Origin of the sequence: Butyricicoccus porcorum, assembly GCF_002157465.1 — a bacterium.
Classification (GTDB): domain Bacteria; phylum Bacillota; class Clostridia; order Oscillospirales; family Butyricicoccaceae; genus Butyricicoccus_A; species Butyricicoccus_A porcorum.
The window spans coordinates 117,200-135,537 of record NZ_NHOC01000004.1 but is presented as its reverse complement, the minus strand read 5'-3'; the positions used below and the strand labels follow the sequence as shown (position 1 = coordinate 135,537).

Annotated in this window: 15 protein-coding genes, 5 tRNA genes and 1 pseudogene; 17 read left to right on the top strand and 4 right to left on the bottom strand. The window is 52.0% G+C overall.

What is annotated here, in order from left to right:
- Positions 1–7: 7 nt before the first annotated feature.
- From cmk to CBW42_RS04935, 16 genes are all read left to right on the top strand, one after another.
- Entirely contained in the window at positions 8–688 is a 681-nt protein-coding gene (gene cmk, locus CBW42_RS05010; RefSeq protein WP_087018362.1) for a (d)CMP kinase, read from the top strand.
- Positions 685–1,272, top strand: coding sequence for a lysophospholipid acyltransferase family protein (locus tag CBW42_RS05005; RefSeq protein ID WP_087018360.1), 588 nt, complete (start codon positions 685–687; stop codon positions 1,270–1,272). Before cmk ends, CBW42_RS05005 begins: the two co-directional genes overlap by 4 nt.
- Entirely contained in the window at positions 1,272–3,215 is a 1,944-nt protein-coding gene (locus CBW42_RS05000) for a bifunctional 4-hydroxy-3-methylbut-2-enyl diphosphate reductase/30S ribosomal protein S1 (RefSeq protein ID WP_242969798.1), read from the top strand. Before CBW42_RS05005 ends, CBW42_RS05000 begins: the two co-directional genes overlap by 1 nt.
- 117 nt (positions 3,216–3,332) lie before the next feature.
- Positions 3,333–3,974 (top strand): sporulation protein YunB, encoded by a 642-nt coding sequence (locus CBW42_RS04995; RefSeq protein ID WP_165761065.1) that lies wholly within the window; start codon positions 3,333–3,335, stop codon positions 3,972–3,974.
- 86 nt (positions 3,975–4,060) lie between these two features.
- Positions 4,061–6,037, top strand: coding sequence for an NAD-dependent DNA ligase LigA (gene ligA / locus CBW42_RS04990; protein ID WP_087018354.1), 1,977 nt, complete (start codon positions 4,061–4,063; stop codon positions 6,035–6,037).
- Positions 6,037–6,321, top strand: a complete 285-nt coding sequence (gatC, locus tag CBW42_RS04985) for an Asp-tRNA(Asn)/Glu-tRNA(Gln) amidotransferase subunit GatC (RefSeq protein WP_087018351.1) — start codon at positions 6,037–6,039, stop codon at positions 6,319–6,321. Before ligA ends, gatC begins: the two co-directional genes overlap by 1 nt.
- A gap of 13 nt (positions 6,322–6,334) precedes the next feature.
- Positions 6,335–7,792 carry an Asp-tRNA(Asn)/Glu-tRNA(Gln) amidotransferase subunit GatA gene (gene gatA / locus CBW42_RS04980; RefSeq protein ID WP_087018349.1) on the top strand — a complete coding sequence of 486 codons (1,458 nt, stop codon included), beginning with the start codon at positions 6,335–6,337 and terminating at the stop codon, positions 7,790–7,792.
- A gap of 16 nt (positions 7,793–7,808) precedes the next feature.
- Complete coding sequence (gatB, locus tag CBW42_RS04975) at positions 7,809–9,242, top strand: Asp-tRNA(Asn)/Glu-tRNA(Gln) amidotransferase subunit GatB (RefSeq protein ID WP_087018347.1); 1,434 nt, start codon at positions 7,809–7,811, stop codon at positions 9,240–9,242.
- Between the two features lie 170 nt (positions 9,243–9,412).
- A complete protein-coding gene (locus CBW42_RS04970; RefSeq protein WP_087018345.1) occupies positions 9,413–9,715 on the top strand; it encodes a YerC/YecD family TrpR-related protein in 303 nt (100 codons plus the stop codon).
- On the top strand, positions 9,708–10,469 hold the full coding sequence (locus tag CBW42_RS04965; RefSeq protein WP_087018343.1) for a class I SAM-dependent DNA methyltransferase: 762 nt from the start codon (positions 9,708–9,710) through the stop codon (positions 10,467–10,469). Before CBW42_RS04970 ends, CBW42_RS04965 begins: the two co-directional genes overlap by 8 nt.
- Before the next feature lie 9 nt (positions 10,470–10,478).
- A complete protein-coding gene (gene hslO / locus CBW42_RS04960; protein WP_087018341.1) occupies positions 10,479–11,378 on the top strand; it encodes an Hsp33 family molecular chaperone HslO in 900 nt (299 codons plus the stop codon).
- Positions 11,379–11,502: 124 nt separating this feature from the next.
- A tRNA-Val gene (locus CBW42_RS04955) sits at positions 11,503–11,578 on the top strand.
- 3 nt (positions 11,579–11,581) lie between these two features.
- Positions 11,582–11,658 (top strand) — tRNA-Asp (locus CBW42_RS04950).
- A gap of 130 nt (positions 11,659–11,788) precedes the next feature.
- Positions 11,789–11,864, top strand: a tRNA-Phe gene (locus CBW42_RS04945).
- 6 nt (positions 11,865–11,870) lie between these two features.
- Positions 11,871–11,946: transfer RNA gene (locus CBW42_RS04940), tRNA-Gly, on the top strand.
- A gap of 3 nt (positions 11,947–11,949) precedes the next feature.
- Positions 11,950–12,023, top strand: a tRNA-Cys gene (locus CBW42_RS04935).
- 422 nt (positions 12,024–12,445) lie between these two features.
- Here CBW42_RS04935 and CBW42_RS15325 read toward each other — a convergent pair.
- The 4 genes and pseudogenes from CBW42_RS15325 to CBW42_RS04900 form a co-directional block, all read right to left on the bottom strand.
- Positions 12,446–13,462, bottom strand: a pseudogene (locus CBW42_RS15325) (recombinase family protein); the annotation flags it as partial.
- Between the two features lie 219 nt (positions 13,463–13,681).
- Complete coding sequence (locus CBW42_RS14955) at positions 13,682–14,203, bottom strand: IS3 family transposase (RefSeq protein ID WP_242969809.1); 522 nt, start codon at positions 14,201–14,203, stop codon at positions 13,682–13,684.
- 8 nt (positions 14,204–14,211) lie between these two features.
- The gene (locus tag CBW42_RS14950; RefSeq protein ID WP_242969797.1) at positions 14,212–15,093 is read right to left on the bottom strand and encodes an IS3 family transposase; all 882 of its coding nucleotides are present in this window, start codon (positions 15,091–15,093) and stop codon (positions 14,212–14,214) included.
- Positions 15,094–15,261: 168 nt separating this feature from the next.
- The gene (locus tag CBW42_RS04900; protein WP_087018333.1) at positions 15,262–16,458 is read right to left on the bottom strand and encodes an ATP-binding protein; all 1,197 of its coding nucleotides are present in this window, start codon (positions 16,456–16,458) and stop codon (positions 15,262–15,264) included.
- 1,269 nt (positions 16,459–17,727) lie between these two features.
- On the opposite strand from CBW42_RS04900, the gene CBW42_RS04890 reads away from it, so the two are divergent.
- Positions 17,728–18,321 carry a TetR/AcrR family transcriptional regulator gene (locus CBW42_RS04890; RefSeq protein ID WP_087018329.1) on the top strand — a complete coding sequence of 198 codons (594 nt, stop codon included), beginning with the start codon at positions 17,728–17,730 and terminating at the stop codon, positions 18,319–18,321.
- Positions 18,322–18,338: the final 17 nt, after the last annotated feature.

Sequence of the window (18,338 nt, the reverse complement as noted above, 5' to 3'; positions counted from 1 at the left end):
AATTGACATGAAATCAATTGCGGTTGCCATTGACGGCCCATCCGGCGCGGGGAAGAGTACGATTGCGCGCGCTGCTGCGGGACGTCTTGGCTTTGTCTATGTAGATACCGGTGCGATGTACCGCACCATTGGGCTGGCGGTTTGTCGTGCCGGTGTACAGCTGGGCGACACGGCGGGTATTTTGCCGGTGCTGCCGGGTATTGAGGTCAATCTGAGCTATGAGGACGGCGTGCAGCATGTCCTGCTCAACGGGGAGGATGTATCCGACCTCATTCGTACACCCGAAATGTCGAAATATGCGTCATTTGTATCCGCTGTACCGGAGGTGCGCGCGTTCCTGCTGGACACCCAGCGCGATATGGCGAAAAAGTGCAGCGTCATCATGGATGGGCGCGATATCGGCACGGTCATTCTGCCGGATGCGGAGGTCAAAATTTTTCTGACCGCTTCGCCGGAGGCGCGCGCCAGACGCCGCTATCTGGAGCTGCAACAGAAGGGTGAGAACGTGACACTGGATGAGGTGCTGGCGGATATGATCCAGCGCGACCGTGATGACACCACCCGTGCGGAAGCACCGCTCCGTCAGGCAGAAGATGCCGTTCTGGTCGATACCAGTGAGCTGACACTTGAGGAGTCCATGGATGCGGTTGAAGCTGTCATCCGCCGCGTACTGGAGGGACAGGTATGAAGTATCACCGCAGATTTCAATGGCTTGCCATTCCATTTGTGACGTTGTATGACCATATTAAGTACGATTACCACGTCGTCGGCCGTGAGAATATCCCGGAGGGCGGATGTGTTGTCGTGGCAAACCACAGCCAGTGGGCAGACCCGACAATGGTCGCCACCGCGCTCGGCAACAAGCACGATTTCGCCGCAATGGCGAAAAAAGAGCTGTTTGATATCAAGGGCCTGTCCCCGCTGATTACGGCGCTGGGAGCGTTCCCGGTCGACCGCAGCCGTGCCGACATCAATGCCATCAAGCTGGCACTCAAGGCGGTGCGCGACGGCAGAAAGCTGTTGATTTTCCCGGAGGGGACGACCAAGCACAAGGAAGGCGACGAGGCAAAGGAAGGCGCAGCGCGCATTGCGCTCAAGACCGGTGCGCCGATTCTGCCGATTTATATTCCGGAAAACAAGAAATTCCGATCCAAAGTGTGCGTGATTATCGGTGAGCCATTTGTGCCGGAGCCGACCCGTTCCAAGGAGGGCTACCGTGAGCTGGCCGATGAGATCATGCGCCGCATTTATGCACTGAAGGAGACTGACTGATGGTTACAGTTGCCAAAACGGCGGGGTTCTGCTTCGGCGTGCGCCGCGCGGTCGAAATGGCTGAACAGGCGTGCACGCAGTACGGCAGCATCTGGGCGCTGGGCGATATCATTCACAACACGCATGAGGTCGAGCGTCTGGAAGCGCTCGGCGTGCACAAGGCAGAGCATGTGGACGATGTGCCGGACAATGTGCCGGTGCTCATCCGCGCGCACGGCGTGCCGGAGTCGGTCATGCTCCGGCTGAAGGAAAAGGGCTGTACACCGGTCGATGCTACCTGCCCGTTTGTCGGCAAAATACACCATATTGTGCGGGAAGAGAGCCAGAATGGGCGGCATATTATCATAATCGGCTCGAGAAATCACCCGGAAGTGGTAGGGATTCAGGGCTGGTGTGGGGCGTCGGACGTCTTCGAGACACCGGAGGAGCTGGAAAAAGCGCTCTCCGGCGACACGGAGAAAGCCAGACAGCTGCGCGAAAAGCCGGTTGGAATCGTGGCGCAGACAACCATCAATCGAAAAATATTTGATATTTGCAGTAAATTTATAAAAAAAGAGTGTACAAATGCCAAAATATTTGATACAATATGTAATGCGACAGACGAGCGTCAGAAGGAAGCTCGTTTGCTGGCCGGTAAGTCGGACATTATGATTGTGATTGGCGACAGGAAAAGCTCTAACACAAAGCGTCTGTATGAAATCAGCACATCTCTTTGTGACCGTGTGCTATACATCGAAGATGCCAGCGGACTGACAGGACAGGAGGTCCGGGGTATGGAGCGACCATTCATCGGGATTACAGCAGGCGCGTCCACACCGGCTTGGATAATTAAGGAGGTCAGAAACATGATGAGTGACGAGACAAGAATTGAAACCGGCAGCGAAGACTTCGCTGCTATGCTGGAGGAATCCTTCAAGACTTTAAATACAGGAGATAAGGTAACGGGTACCGTTCTGAAGATTTCTCAGAATGAAGTGCATGTCGACCTGGGCGTCAAGCATGCAGCTTATATCCCGATGCATGAGCTGTCCGACGATCCGTCCTTCAACCTGGAGGAGAGCATCCATGTCGGCGACGAGATCGAGGCAGTTGTTGTTCGCGTAAACGACGCGGAGGGTACCATCGTACTGTCCAAGAAGCGCGTTGACCAGATGAAGGGCTGGGAGTCCATCGAGGCTGCCAAGGAAGAGAAGACCGTCATCGAGGGCAAGGTCAGCGAAGAGAACAAGGGCGGCGTTGTTGCAAGCGCATTCGGCGTCCGTGTCTTTATCCCGGCTTCCCAGACCGGTATCCCGAAGGGCCAGCCGCTGAGCCAGCTGGTCGGCCAGGTTGCACGCTTCCGCATCACCGAGATCAACCGCCAGAGAAAGCGCGTTGTCGGCTCCATCCGTGCGGTTCTGCAGGAAGAGCGCCGCGCTGCTGCTGAGAAGGTTTGGGAGACCATCGAGGTCGGCAACGAGTACACCGGTACCGTAAAGTCCCTCACTTCCTACGGCGCATTTGTTGACATCGGCGGTGTTGACGGCATGATCCACATCTCTGAGCTGTCCTGGGGCCGCATCAAGCATCCGTCCGAGGTTGTCAACGTCGGCGATACCGTCAATGTTTACGTCATCGGCCTGGATCGCGAGAACAAGAAGATTTCCCTCGGCTACAAGCGTCCGGAGGACAATCCGTGGAACGTCTTCACCACCAACTATGAGGTTGGCGACACCGCTACCGTACGCATCCTGAAGTTCATGCCGTTCGGTGCATTCGCTCAGATCATCCCGGGCGTTGACGGCCTGATCCACATTTCTCAGATCGCAAACCGCCGCATCGAGAAGCCGGAAGAGGTTCTGACGAAGGACGAAGAGGTAGAGGCTAAGATCATCGACATCGATACCGAGAAGAAGAAAGTTTCCCTGTCGATCCGCGCTCTGCTGAATCAGGACGACGAGTAATTTTTAAGAATTCACGAGGAGCATCCGCCTTTGCGGGTGCTCCTTTTGCGTGGAAAAAAAGAGGAACCGCCCGCACGATGCCCGCATACCCTGCTGTCAGCCGAAAGGGGAATGGGTATGAATCTGCACATACGAACGGCACTGGCGCGCCACCGCACCAGAAGGCGCGCGGGACGCGGCCACACATACGGATGGATTTTTCTGGTAGTGCTGTTTGCCTGCCCGGTTGGACTGCATGCGCTGCGTCCGCGGCTGACGGAATACGCGGTCAACTACGTACAGTATCAGGTTACGTCTATCATGGAGCAATCGGTGGCGGCGTGCGCCGGAGAGATGGAGGAAATCGGCCGCATGCAGACGGATGAGACCGGTGCAGTCACCTCACTCACGACGGACACGGCGGCAGTCAATCGTCTGCGCACAGCTGTGGTACGGCAGGTGTATGACAACATCGGCACATTGGAAAACGCGCACACAGCTGTGTCACTTGGGACACTGGTTGATCCACAGTATCTGGCAGGCGTGGGGCCGGAGCTGCCGTTCGGCGTGACGGCGCTCGGCTGCGTGAGCGCGAAGGTAAAGTCGGATTTTTCCAACGCGGGCATCAACCAGACGATTCACACGCTGACCATCCGTATGACAGCGGATTTCTCCATTCGCACGCTCGGACGGGCGCAAACAGTCACCGTTTCGGCGGAATATCCACTGGAAGAGACGATTGTTGTCGGAGATGTGCCCCTTATCGCCGCAAATTCGTAAAACAGGCGGAAAAACACGTATTTTTCCCTTTTCCAACAGGAATATTTTTGATATAATAAAATGTACGTTTGGAAAGGATGAACAGCATGGAAATCGCACAGCAGGTCGCGGCTTTGCGCGAAGCCCTGCGCTATCATAACAAAAAATATTACGATGAGGACGCGCCCGAAATTTCGGACTTCGAGTACGACCGCATGCTGCGTTCCCTCGAAACGCTGGAACAGGCGTATCCGGAGTACGATGACCCGGATTCCCCGACGCATCATGTCGGCGGAAGTGCGTCGGATAAGTTTTCATCCGTTACCCATCCGTGGCCGCTGGAAAGCTTACAGGATGTGTTCTCGTTTGACGAACTCGCGGAGTTCTATACGCGCGCACAGGCGGATGAATATGTGGTCGAATACAAAATTGACGGCCTGTCAGTGTCGCTGGAGTATCAGAACGGCATTTTTGTGCGCGGCGCGACGCGCGGCGACGGCGTGACGGGCGAGGATGTCACCGACAACCTGCGCACCATTGAGGAAATCCCGAAGGTGCTGAAGGATGCACCGCCCGAATTGGTGGTGCGCGGCGAGGTATATATGCGCCGGTCGGTGTTCGATGCCATCAATGCCCAGCGGGAGCTGGACGGACAGCCGCTGCTCGCCAATCCGCGCAACGCGGCGGCAGGCTCTCTGCGGCAGTTGGACAGCGCGGTGACGCGCGCACGCAAGCTCTCGATTTTCTGCTTTAACATCCAGAACAGCAGTGAGCTGCCGCTCACATCACATGTGCAGGCGCTGGATTATCTGAAGCAGCTGGGCTTTCCGGTTTCTCCGCGCTATCCGGTATATACTGACCCGGGTGAGATTGAGCAGGAAATCCGGCGCATGGGCGACAGCCGCGGCGAGCTGGATTTTGACATCGACGGCGCGGTTGTCAAAGTCAACAGCTTTGCCAGACGGCAGGCGCTTGGCTCGACGGCAAAATATCCGCGCTGGGCATCGGCGTATAAATATCCGCCGGAAATCAAGGAGACTCTGCTGCGCGATATCGTCATAACGGTCGGGCGCACTGGTGTGCTGACACCGAATGCGGTGCTGGAACCGGTTCGGCTGGCGGGCACGACGGTCAGTCGTGCGACGCTGCACAACCGCGATTTTATCCGCGAGAAGGATGTGCGCATCGGCGATACTGTGCGCGTGCGCAAGGCGGGCGAAATTATCCCGGAAATTCTCGGATATGTGCCGGAAAAGCGCCCCGCAGACAGCGTTTCCTATGAAATGCCGAAGGTGTGCCCGGTGTGCGGCGCGCCGGTGTTCGAGGACGAGGATGAAGCCGCAATCCGCTGCACGGGTGCGGAATGTCCCGCACAGCTGCTGCGCAACCTGATGCACTTTGTTTCGCGCGATGCGATGGACATCGACGGCTGCGGGCAGGCGGTGCTGCAATCGCTCATTGATGCGGATTTGATTCACTCTGCCGCGGATTTATACACACTGAAGGTGGAGGAGGTTGAGCCGCTCGAGCGCATGGGGCACAAGTCGGCGGAAAACCTGATTGCGGCAATTGAAAAATCCAAACAGAATGATCTGTCGCGTCTGCTGTTTGCATTCGGCATCCGCCATGTCGGACAGAAGGCGGCGAAGGTTCTGTCCGGTACGTTCGGTTCACTTGACGCAATTCTCGAAGCGGATGTGGAACAGCTGACCGAGGTGCGCGATATCGGCGGTGCAACCGCACAGGCCATCGTGGCGTGGCGCGGACAGGAGCAGTCGAAGCATCTGATTGCGCGGCTGCGCGAGCTGGGTGTCAACTTCAAAGGCGAACAGACGGTCAAGAGCGACCTGCTCGCTGGGAAGACGATTGTCCTGACCGGTACGCTGACGCTGTTCACGCGCAAGCAGGCGACCGAGATCATCGAACGCCTCGGCGGGCGCGCTTCCGGCTCAGTCTCTAAAAAGACCACCTATGTTGTCGCGGGTGAAAACGCGGGCAGCAAACTCAAAAAAGCAAATGACCTCGGCATTCCGGTTCTGACCGAACAGGAATTCCGGGATTTGATACAGGAGGATGAACAATAATGGCTATCACCAGAGAAAACGTCGAATATATCGCCAATCTTGCGCGGCTCGACCCGAAAGGCGAGGGCTTTGACAAAATCGCGGAGGATATGCAGAGCATCGTCGCGATGGTCGACCAGCTTCAGGAGCTGGATCTGGGCGACATCACGGACGTCATTGATACCGAACGCAAAAATGCAATGCGTGAGGACGTGCCGGTACCGTCGTATGACAAGGAAACCATTCTGGCGAATGCACCGAGCGTGGAATGCGGCGGTGTCAGCGTACCGCGTGTCGTAGAATAAGGGAGGCAACACAATGGAACTGTACCAGAAAACAGCAGCCGAGCTTTCGGCGATGCTGAACAATAAAGAGGTCAGCTCGGTCGAGCTGACGAAGGCGGCCTTTGCACGCACGGCGCAGGTCGAGGACAAGGTCGGCGCATATATCACGCTGACCGAAGAACAGGCGCTGGCAGATGCCGCTGCGATCGATGAAAAGCGCGCAGCAGGTGAGACACTGTCTCCGCTGGCCGGTGTCCCGGTTTCTGTGAAGGATAACATTTGTACGAAGGGCGTCAAGACCACGTGTGCATCCAGAATGCTGGAGAATTTCCTGCCGCCGTACAATGCGACCGTTATGGACAAGCTGCATGCGGCAGGCCTTGTCATGACCGGCAAGACCAATCTGGACGAATTCGCCATGGGTTCTTCCTGTGAGAATTCCGCACTCCAGAAGACGCGCAATCCGCACAATCTCGACCATGTCACCGGCGGTTCGTCCGGCGGCGCGGCGGCCTCGGTTGCAGCAGGCGAGGTTTCGATTGCAGTCGGTTCGGATACCGGCGGTTCCATCCGTCAGCCGGCGTCGTTCTGCGGTGTCGTCGGCATGAAGCCGACCTATGGCACGGTTTCCCGCTATGGTCTGATTGCGTTTGCTTCCTCTCTCGACCAGATTGGCCCGTTTGGCCGCTGTGTTGAAGATGCTGCCATGCTGGCAGATGTGCTGATGGGTCATGACAAAATGGATTCCACCAGCGTGCCGCGCGAATATGCGAGCCTGACCGCGGGCATGAATGCGGACATCCGCGGCATGAAGATCGGCCTGCCGAAGGAATACTTCGGGGAGGGCATCTCTGAGGAGGTCAGCAAGGCTGTTCTCGCGGCTGCGGAAACCTACAAGCAGCTGGGCGCAGAGGTTGTGGAAATCTCTCTGCCGCTGTCCAAGTATGCGCTGCCGATTTATTATATCCTGTCCTCCGCGGAGGCATCATCCAACCTGGCACGTTTCGACGGCGTCAAGTACGGCTACCGCGCAAAGGATTTTGACGGTTTGGTTGACCTGTATGTCAAGTCCAGAAGCGAGGGCTTTGGACCGGAGGTACAGCGCCGCATCATGCTCGGCACCTATGTTCTGTCCTCCGGATATTACGATGCCTACTATAAAAAGGCACGTGCCGCACAGCGCGCCATCCGTGCGGACTATGCAAAGGCATTTGAGCAGGTTGACGTCATTCTGACACCGGTTGCGCCGACGACTGCTTACAAAATCGGCGAGAAGACCAGCGATCCGCTTCAGATGTACATGGGCGATATCTGCACGGTTTCGGTCAATATCGCAGGCCTGCCGGCACTGGTTCAGCCGTGCGGCTATGATGCGGAAAAGCTGCCGATTGGCATGCAGCTGATCGGCCCGCGCTTCGGTGAGCAGAAGCTGGTCAACGCAGGTCTGGCATTTGAAAAGGCATCCGGCCTGTCCAACATCGTCGCGCTGTAAGGGAGGAACAACAATCATGAGATACGAGCCAGTCATCGGCCTGGAGGTCCATGCCGAGCTTTCTACCAAGACAAAGATTTTCTGCGGATGCAGCACTGCATTCGGCGCAGAAATCAATACACATGTGTGCCCGGTCTGCACGGGTCAGCCGGGCGCGCTGCCGGTGCTCAACAAGCAGGTTGTCCACTATGCCGCGAAGATGGGTGTTGCGACCCACTGCCGCATCAACCAGCTGTGCAAGTCCGACCGAAAGAACTATTTCTATCCGGATCTGCCGAAGGCATATCAGATTTCTCAGTTCGATGTACCGATCTGTGAAGACGGCTATGTCGATTTCGAGGTCGACGGTGAGCCGAAGCGTGTCCGCTTTGAGCGCATTCATTTTGAGGAAGACGCAGGCAAGCTGCTGCACGACGAGGGCGAGGGCACGGTTGTCGATTTCAACCGCTGCGGCGTGCCGCTGATTGAGATGGTAACCAAGCCGGATATCCATTCCTCCGCCGAGGCAAAGGAGTTTTTGGAGACCATCAAAACCACGCTATCTTATCTCCAGATCTGTGACTGCCGCATGGAGGAAGGCTCCATCCGCTGCGATGTCAACGTATCGGTCAGACCGGAAGGCTCTGAGGAGCTGGGTACCCGCGTCGAGATGAAAAACATTAACTCGTTTTCCGCGGCTGTCCGCGCCATTGACTACGAGGTAAACCGTCAGATCGAGGTACTCGAGGACGGCGGCAAGATCATTCAGGAAACCCGCCGTTGGGACGACTCCAAGGTCAAGAACCTTGTCATGCGTTCCAAGGAGGATGCACAGGATTACCGTTACTTCCCGGACCCGGATCTGGTTGCAGTGGAAATCGACGACGCCTGGATGGAACAGATCAAGTCGGAAATTCCGGAGCTGCCGCAGTCGCGCTATAAGCGCTATATCGAGGAAATCGGCCTCCAGCCGAAGGAAGCGCGCATCATTTCCGACGCGTTTGACAAGGCATGTCTGCTCGACGAGGGTGTTGGCATGAATCGTGTCGGTTCCAAGACGATTGCAAACTGGATTCTGTCCGATATTTCCAAGTACCTGAACGACAAGGGCATTGAGCTGAAGGATACCAAGCTGACGGCTGCCAAGCTGGTTGATATGATCGAGCTGATTGAGAAGAATGTCATCTCCGGCAACGCAGGCAAGAAGGTGCTGATCCAGCTGTTTGAGACGGACGATTCGGTCGATGCCATCGTTGAAAAGCTCGGCCTGAAGCAGGTCTCCGACGAGGGTGCCATTCAGAAGCTCGTCGATGAGGTTCTGGCTGCGAATCCGAAGTCTGTGGAAGACTACAAGGGCGGCAAGAAGAATGTTGTCGGCTTCCTGGTTGGCCAGTGCATGAAGGCCTCCAAGGGCAAGGGCAACCCGAAGATGATTAACCAGTGCCTGAACAAGACACTGGCGAAGCTGTAAAACCCAAACGTATCGTCAGATAACCGGACAGGCGTGCTGTTTTTGTGAAACGGCGCGCCTGTCCCTATCTTTCCATTGGTTATATGTTTACTTTCACGAACTAACGTGTTACAATATAGCTGATATTAACGAAGGGACGGGAGAATACTCCCGGCGGAGGCATAGAATTGATGAACAGCAAGCTCAGAGGAAAATCTATGGATGATCTGTTTCAGGCCATTCTGAATTTGAAGGACATCGACGAGTGCAGCAACTTTTTTGAGGATTTGTGCACAATCAGTGAGCTGCGCGCCATGGAGCAGCGGTTTCAGGTTGCGCAGATGCTGGACGAAGGGCGCATCTACAGTGATATTGCGCGCGAAACCGGCGCATCGACCGCGACCATCAGCCGTGTTAACAAGTGTTTGACCTATGGTTCGGACGGCTATCGCACGGCGCTCGACCGTATGAAGGGGAACGGCAGGCATGAGTGAATATTCAGAGTACGCATTGCTCTCGGAATACTATGACCGCTTCACCGATGACGTACCATACGAACGGTGGGCGGATTTTTTTGAGCGGATTTTTGCACAGAAGCAGGTTAAGCCGAATATTATCCTCGACCTCGCCTGCGGCACCGGCTCGCTGACGCGCATTCTCGCGCAGCGAGGATATGACATGATTGGTGCTGACCAGTCGGAGGATATGCTGATGATGGCGCAGGAGAACTGCTGCGGATTGGATGTCAAATCCCCTGTCCTGCTGCTGCACCAGCCGATGCAGCAGCTTGACCTGTACGGCAGCATAGACGCGTGTGTCTGCTGTCTGGATTCGGTTAATTATGTGACCGACCCGGATGTTCTGCGCGAGGCATTCCGCCGCGTGCATCTGTTTTTGGAACCGGGCGGTGTATTTATTTTTGATATCAACACGAGGAAAAAGCTCGAGCGCATCGACGGACAGAGCTTCGTGCGCGAAGATGAGGATGTATTCTGTGTCTGGCAGGCTGTGATTGAAAACGGTGCTCTGTGCCACTATGATTTCGATATTTTTGAGCTGAATGAGGACGGCGCGTGGAACCGCTATCAGGAGCACCATGTCGAGCGCATCTATGAGCCGGATATGCTGCGCGGTATGCTGGAACAGGCGGGCTTTGCAGAAATCGAGCTGCGCGGAGAACTGTCGGATGACGCGCCGCGCGCGGATGAGGAGCGCATCTTTTTCATTGCGCGCAAACCATTGAAATGAGGAACAAGCATGAATGATACACTGATTCGCGTGATCTGCCGCAATGCGGAGATCAAGTTTACTGCAGTGCGCACGACTGAACTGGTCGAGCGCGCGCGCCAGATTCACCGCACCCTGCCGCTGGCGACAGCGGCACTCGGGCGCACGCTGTCCGCGGCGTCCATGATGGGGCGTGAGCTGAAGGATGACAACGGCTCTGTGACGCTGCAAATCAAGGGCAACGGCCCGCTGGGTACGATTACGGCTGTCGGCGACTGTGATGGCTGTGTACGCGGTTACTTGCAGAATCCGGCAGCAGAGCTGCCGCTCAAACCGAATGGACATCTGGACGTCGGCAGCGGCGTCGGACGCGGCTATCTGATGGTCATCAAGGATATCGGCGTAGGTGAGCCGTTTACGGGTACCACGGCGCTGCATAACGGTGAGATTGCCGAGGACATCACGAAGTATTTCGCGGAGAGTGAGCAGGTTCCATCCGCTGTGGCACTTGGTGTGCTTGTGGACACCGACCAGAGCGTCAAGCAGGCGGGCGGCTATATCGTGCAGCTGATGCCGGGCGCGACAGATGAGGACATCACGCGGCTGGAACATAACATTACGGCGGCGGGCGCCTTCACGACTATGCTCGAGAAGGGCATGAGCCTGGAGGACATTGCGCGCGCTGTGCTGGATGGCTTTGAGATTGAGGTACTTGAGCGCGTGCCGATTTCTTACCGCTGCGGCTGCTCGCATGCCAAGGTGACGCGTGCCCTTATCAGCCTCGGCAAGGACGAGCTGACGCGCCTGCGCGATGAGGAGGACGGCATCGAGGTCACCTGCCAGTTCTGCGACAAGGTCTACAACCTCACGCGGGAAGATATCGATGTCCTGCTCACGGCGGCGACTGCAAGAGAGCAGAAAAACGGCTGATTTCCGCCATTTCTGCGCAATTTCGACACCAAAAAGAACATTTTCGAAAAAAGTCAAAAAACTGAAAAAAACTGTTGACAAAATGCCGTCCGTTGAGTATACTATAATAGTCGCTGGACGGTACGGAAGTTTAGCTCAGCTGGGAGAGCATCTGCCTTACAAGCAGAGGGTCACAGGTTCGAGCCCTGTAACTTCCACCATCTGGCCCAGTAGTTCAGTTGGTTAGAACGCTAGCCTGTCACGCTAGAGGTCGACGGTTCGAGCCCGTTCTGGGTCGCCAGCAAGATTTGTTTCGATTCATCGTCTTCGGACGATGAATCGGGATAAAACTTCTGAAAAGAAGAAAAAATGCTTGACAATCGGTCAACAAAGTGATATAATAACAAACGTTGTCTGACAAGAAAGCATATGCCTCTGTAGCTCAGTTGGTAGAGCAGGGGACTGAAAATCCCCGTGTCGGTGGTTCGATTCCGCCCGGAGGCACCACAATTTGCGGATGTAGCTCATCTGGTAGAGCGCCACCTTGCCAAGGTGGAGGTAGCGAGTTCGAGCCTCGTCATCCGCTCCATATGGTGCCATAGCCAAGCGGTAAGGCAGTGGACTGCAACTCCTTGATCCCCAGTTCGATTCTGGGTGGCACCTCCATTTTCGGTGTAGAAAACCGAAAAACCATCAAAGTGACCATCTTCATAGATGGTCACTTTTTTTATGATTTTCCGAATGATCTGCTGAAGCTCCAGACGAGACATATTTTCAAGGCTGCGAACCTCCACAATATAATCCTTCAGCATATCTGAATCAATCTTGTGTGTGTTCAGCTCATCAATCTGATAATCAATTTTTCTGCGCTGTGCTTCCAGCTCGTCCAGCTTTTCACGCAGACGGTCAGACGGGGAGTCAATCAGAAGCTCAATCGTGTTGTCAATTTTTCGATCCAGTTTCTCGGCAGATTTCCGAAGCTGCTCCTGCTGGGTGAGAATATCCAGATTTAATTCATTGGCGTGGGTCCGGATATAGTTCTGAATGTATGCAACACTTTGCTGTGAAAAGAGCATTTTTACGTAGTCCAGAATTTTTGTTTCGATCTCATCACGAGGCACACACCGTTTTCTGCAGGCGTGCTTTCGAACCTTTGCCTGACATTCATATGAATAGTAAACATATTCTCCGCCATTCTTTTTCTTTCTGCTTCGATGTCCGGACATCGGGGAACCGCATTCACCGCAGAACAGCAGTCCGGAGAGAAGATACGGTTCACGGGCTGTTACCATTCCCTTGGTCTGACGTTTATGCAGAATTGCCTGAACCTTTTCCCACTGGGGTTTTGAGACGATTGCAGGAATTGCGTTTTCCACGATAATCGGCTGTGAGCGATGCTCTTTCAAATTTCCGACAGGGGAGTAGACATAATCACCGGTGTATCTTCTGTTCTTCAGAATGTAATAAAATGTACTGGCTGTAAAAACTCTGCCCTGACGGGTATGGATGCCTTTGTTCCGCAGTTCTTCAAGCAAACCGCCATAGCCGCACTGCGATTCACAGCAGTCAAAAATCTTTCGTACAACGACTGCTTCTTCTTCGTTGATATGATATTTCTGATCTTCACCAACATAGTAACCGTATAAAACATTACCGCCGGTGTATCGTGCTTCCAGCGCAGTCTCTCGAAGTCCCTTTCGGGTTTCCCGGGCAAGATTCTTGGAGTAGTATTCTGAAAATCCCTCTAAAACGGATTCCAGAACGACGGACTCAGGTGAATCATCCAGATTTTCCAGTACGGAACGGAGCTGTACTTTGGCATTGCGCAGTTCACGCCGATAATATGCGTGGTCATATCGGTCTCGGCTGAAACGATCCAGTTTATGAACGATGACAACATCAAACAGATGCTTTTTAGAATCCGCAATCATTCGCTGGAAATCGGTACGCTTGTCACTGCGTGCAGATTGTGCTCGGTCAATGTATTCTCCGACTACCACCATTTTATTATGCCGGGCATAATCACGGCAGGCTCGAAGCTGTGCGGTAATGGATTCTTCCGATTGGTTTTCTGAAGAATATCTTGCGTAAATAACTGCATTCATATTGTTTTTTCCTCCTATAATCGGTTATAATAGAGGAGCAGATGGGTTTTTGCAATTTATCTGCTCTTTGATCCCGTTTCAGTGTCCCAGCACCGGAACGGGATTTTTTAAGTCATTATCATGCAAATGATAGTGGCTTTATTTTTTTGTCTGTCTTTGCAGAATCCGCTCAACAAACTTTAAAGCTGTGAAGGGCCTGCGGACAAAATCTTGGACTGATTATGCAGCAAAACCAAGATGATGTCTATACTCAATCGGGCTCAGCCCGCCTAAAGGTAACTTGATGCGTTTATGGTTATACCAATTGATATAGCGGTCAATCTCCCGGCTAAAATCGTCAAGCGAGACTCCTGTCCAAGAGCGGCCATAGAACATTTCGTTTTTGAGCCTTCCAAAGAAACCTTCGCAGGCTGCGTTATCGGGGGAGCAGCCCTTCTTAGACATAGAGCGAATGAGACCAGCCCCATTCATCCGTTCAATCCATCCGGGCCATCGATAATGGCAGCCCCTGTCAGAATGGACAATCGGATGACAGCCCTCTGGCAGATCGGCAATCACTTGATCCAACATGGTGTTGACCAGATCGGCATTGGGGCGGGTTCCGATCGTCCAGCCCACAACCATTCCATCAAAACAATCGATCATGGCGGAGAGATATAGCTTGCCGTTCGAAAGGGCAAATTCTGTGATATCCGTCAGCAACTTCTCATACGGCTGATTTGCATGGAAATCGCGTAAAATGATGTTCTCTACTTCGGGTGTGATTTCCCCAAATACGAACTATATTTTCGTTTCTTCGAGCGCAAAACCACCAGTTTTTCTTCTTTCATGATCCGGCGGATGATCTTCTCGGAGAGCATAATCCCTTTGCGCTTCAGCGCCAGATAAATGCGACGGTAACCATATATGCCCCTGTTTTCGTGAAAAATCGAGGTGATTTGTGCCCGTTGGGATAGATATTTGTCGGGTTTGTTCATAACAGCTTGCAGGTAATAGTAACTGCTTTTGGCCATCTTAAAACGGGACAGCAGCGCTGGCAGTGCATATTTCCCCTTCAAGGCATCGATGATCACTGCCTTTTCACGGTTTCTGAGTACCGTTAGATCGATGCCGGGGTCTTTTTTTAAAACTGAGATGGTCTCCTTCAGCACATCTACTTCAAACTGCAGTTCCTGGAGTTGCGTTCGAAGATTCTCCAGTTCCTCAGATTCAGGCAATGCATGATCCTGAGGCAACGGCTCCCTTGGTATGCTTTTTCTCTTCGCCATCAGACCCACCATCCCATACTTCAGATATTTCCTGCGCCAGACGTATATGCTCATACGGCTGTATCCGATTTCCCTTGATACATATTCTACATCTTCGCCTAATTCAAAGCAACGGTGAATTACCTCATATTTGAATTCTGCTGAGGGATGCCTTGGATGCCCCGATGTGTTGCAGTGATGATCCATCTCTGTGGGAGACTCTTCTGTGTGGCCATGTCTGTTCTCTAACCCGGCTTTTTTGCGCTCATACCAGCGGTAAAGCGTAGACTCGCTCGGGTATCCTAACTGACGGATTACAGCAGCTATTGATCCCAGCCGCTCGTATTCTCTTAGTGCGATTTCTTCCTGCTCTTTTGTATACATTCAGTTCCCTCCTTTTGGAGTCCAACTTTTTGTCCGCAGGCCCCTCCCGAACTCATCAATACATGTGTATTGATACCATTTATAACCAGCTTCTTGCCCTACAAGGCGGCGGTGTTGGTTGGTTTGCTAATGACCTGCACACTTTGGTCAATATAAATGTATTGTTCTTTATTCCTGCAACAGCCAATCCGCTATATCGTGAATTTCAATTCCTTCATAGCTATACTTCGGATGCCGGGTTCGGGCGATGACCATCTTCGGATAAGCATCCCGAATCTGAAGCAGTGGAGATACTTCCCGTTCAAAAGTCTCCTGCCCGGAAATGTTGTCACTCACCTGAAGATAGATTTTCTCACTGCCCCTTTGTGCAACAAAGTCAATTTCTTTCTGATACAGCTTTCCCACATAAACATCGTATCCACGGCGGAGCAACTCGATACAAACCATATTTTCATAAACCCTGCCGTAATCCATATTTCTGCTTCCGAGGATTGCATAACGAATACCGCTGTCGCAGAGGTAAAACTTTTCAGAGCTCTCCAGATATTTTTTCCCCCGAATATCATAACGTTTCACATCATAAAACACGAACGCATTACACAGATATTTCATGTATCTGCCAATCGTTACATGATTTGTTGGGGTGTCGTTCGCTGTCAGCAGCTGACTGATCTTATTGGGAGAGGTCAGGTTGCTGATATTATCCATAAGGAACTCACCCAGACGCTGCAAAACCAGAGTATCCGGCAGAGAATATTTCTGTACAAGATCTCTTGTCACAATGGTTTCATATACCTCTTTGATATAATTGGTTCTGTCTTTCTCCGTTCTGTAAGCATAAGAGCCAGACAAACCGCCTTTTATCGCGTATTCATCAAAAAGTTTATCTTTATCGCCAACACCATCATAATACTGGCAATACTCCTGGAAACTAAACGGAAAAACATGAATCTCAATGTAGCGTCCGGTAAAAAGGGTTGCCAGATCTGCACTCAGCAAAAAAGCATTGGAGCCGGTCACATAGATGTCATATTTGCCCTTCGAGTAAAGGCTGTTGATTGCCAGCTCAAACTTGGGACACATCTGAACCTCATCTACAAAAAGATAGTTGGTTTTCCCGGCTTGATAATGATCTTCTACATAAGCGTGTAATGCATGGTATTCCTTAATCTCTTCATACGCCAAATCCATGTAGTCAATGAAGATGATGTTGATGCTTTCAAAATGACTTTTCAGATACTCGATATATGCCTGCATCAATTTTGATTTACCGGAACGACGAATGCCTGTAATAATCTTGATGTCGGGAGTGCCGTTCAGTTCAATGATCCGATCGAGATATTTGGTCCTCGTAATTGTTTTCATATAGCCGCCCGCTTTCAAAACTTAAATTTTTTTTCGGTTTTTGAAACCGCTCTGCTGTAGCTATTATACTGTCTGCAAAGAGTATATGCAAGATGCCGGTTTCAAAATCGTAAATTTTTTTATTTTTTGAAACTGTGTCTATGGAACGATTACTTCTCGGGACAGCATAATGAGTCGGTTAATGAACTCTGATGACTATTGAATGGGCAGCCTAACTTATTACGAAAATCATTGTATTTGCACCTGATTTCGTAATAGGAATCTTCAGCCACCCCGTCAAAACAAAATCGGGCTGTTATTCCAAGACTTCTTTCACACGGCTTGCGAAGGCTGATATGTTCCCCCATACATAAGGAGTAGATTTATTCCCGTGTACTGTGGACATTCAAGCCATTGTCTCGTGGCATGTTGAGACCGTAGTTCTTCTGTCACGAAACAAGTAAAAAAGTTCTGAAAAGCCCAGAAATAAAGGGATTTCGAGAGATTGCCGTATTTGGCAGTTTCCCGGAATCCCTTTTCTTTTTGCTTTGACAATCGTTCTATCGCCTGGGTTTTGGCAGGGTTGAGACAATAAACTACTTTTTTCGCTGTTGAGACGATAGGACTATTGTCAGCGTGATGAGCTTAAAAACCGGTAGAATTCTACACAGTTTTTGACGCACATTCTTGTGACAATTATGTGGTCAGATTGACTTGCTATTCTCTCCCGTCAGAGCCAATATACTGGAATTGTCAAGAAAAGTGCAGTCTAAAAACTCACAAATTTTAAGCAGCAGATGAATGGTCAGCTCTCTGGAGGCGAAGCGGAATCAGGGGCGTGGTCAGTATTACGACCGGGCGATTCAGAATCAGATCACAAAACAACAGGCCATGGCTTTGCTCTATTATCAGCAGCACGGCTTTACCGGTGTGGAGGACTTGAAACTTGCGAGGACGAGCGTCGCCGAAGGTGCAATCTTCGTTCATAAGGGGATTGGGGGCGCCGGTCTCCGGTGGAGACCGTTTAGCGCGGATCGAGTCGGGAGACGAGGCTGCCCCAACAAGCATAAACAGAAAGTTCCGCCTACGGGCGGAATCTTTTTGTTTGGGCCTTCCTGATCAGGAAGGAATTGCTTGCACAAGAAGTAGGCTCCTCAAGAAGTCGGGTCCAGATAGGATTTGATTGAAAAAAATAAATCATTTAGAGTGCTTGACAAGGTTCTAAATCGAGCCTATAATATAAATCAAATTATATAAAATAATTTATACAATTAGGGGGAGGAAACTAAAATGGCAAGAAAAACGCAGATTTCCAAAGAAGTTATTTTGGAAGCGGCATTGAAAATGCTGATCCGTGATGGGTATTCCGCAATCAATATCAAGACCTTATCAAAGGCAATCGGCTGCTCTACGCAGCCCCTGGTATGGCACTTTGATAACATGGAGGGACTCCGCAAGGCGTTAGCCGATCACGCGCTGAAATACGCGAACAGCAAAATGCGCCCCTCAGCCAGTGAGTCAGTCAATGCTTTTGAGCAGGTAGGGCAAGCCTATATAAAAATGGCGTTGTATGAACCTAATCTTTTTCAATTTGTATTTCTGAATGGAAGTGACTGCTATCCTGTGGGAGATTCTGATGTGATTCTTGACGATAAAGATAACCGTGAGCTGATCAAAATGATAGCGGCGGAATTTCAGATATCAGAGAAAAGCGCAGAGCAGTATGTTCAAAACACTGTAATATATACACATGGGATCGCTTCCTTTTTAGCAACCGGTATGATGCACTTATCGGAAGGAGAAATCATGAGCATGATACATCAGGCAGGTAATAGTTTCCTCAAGCAGGCAGGGATTCCGGAGGATAGAATTCCGAATCCATGAAGTACGAGGAAAATGAG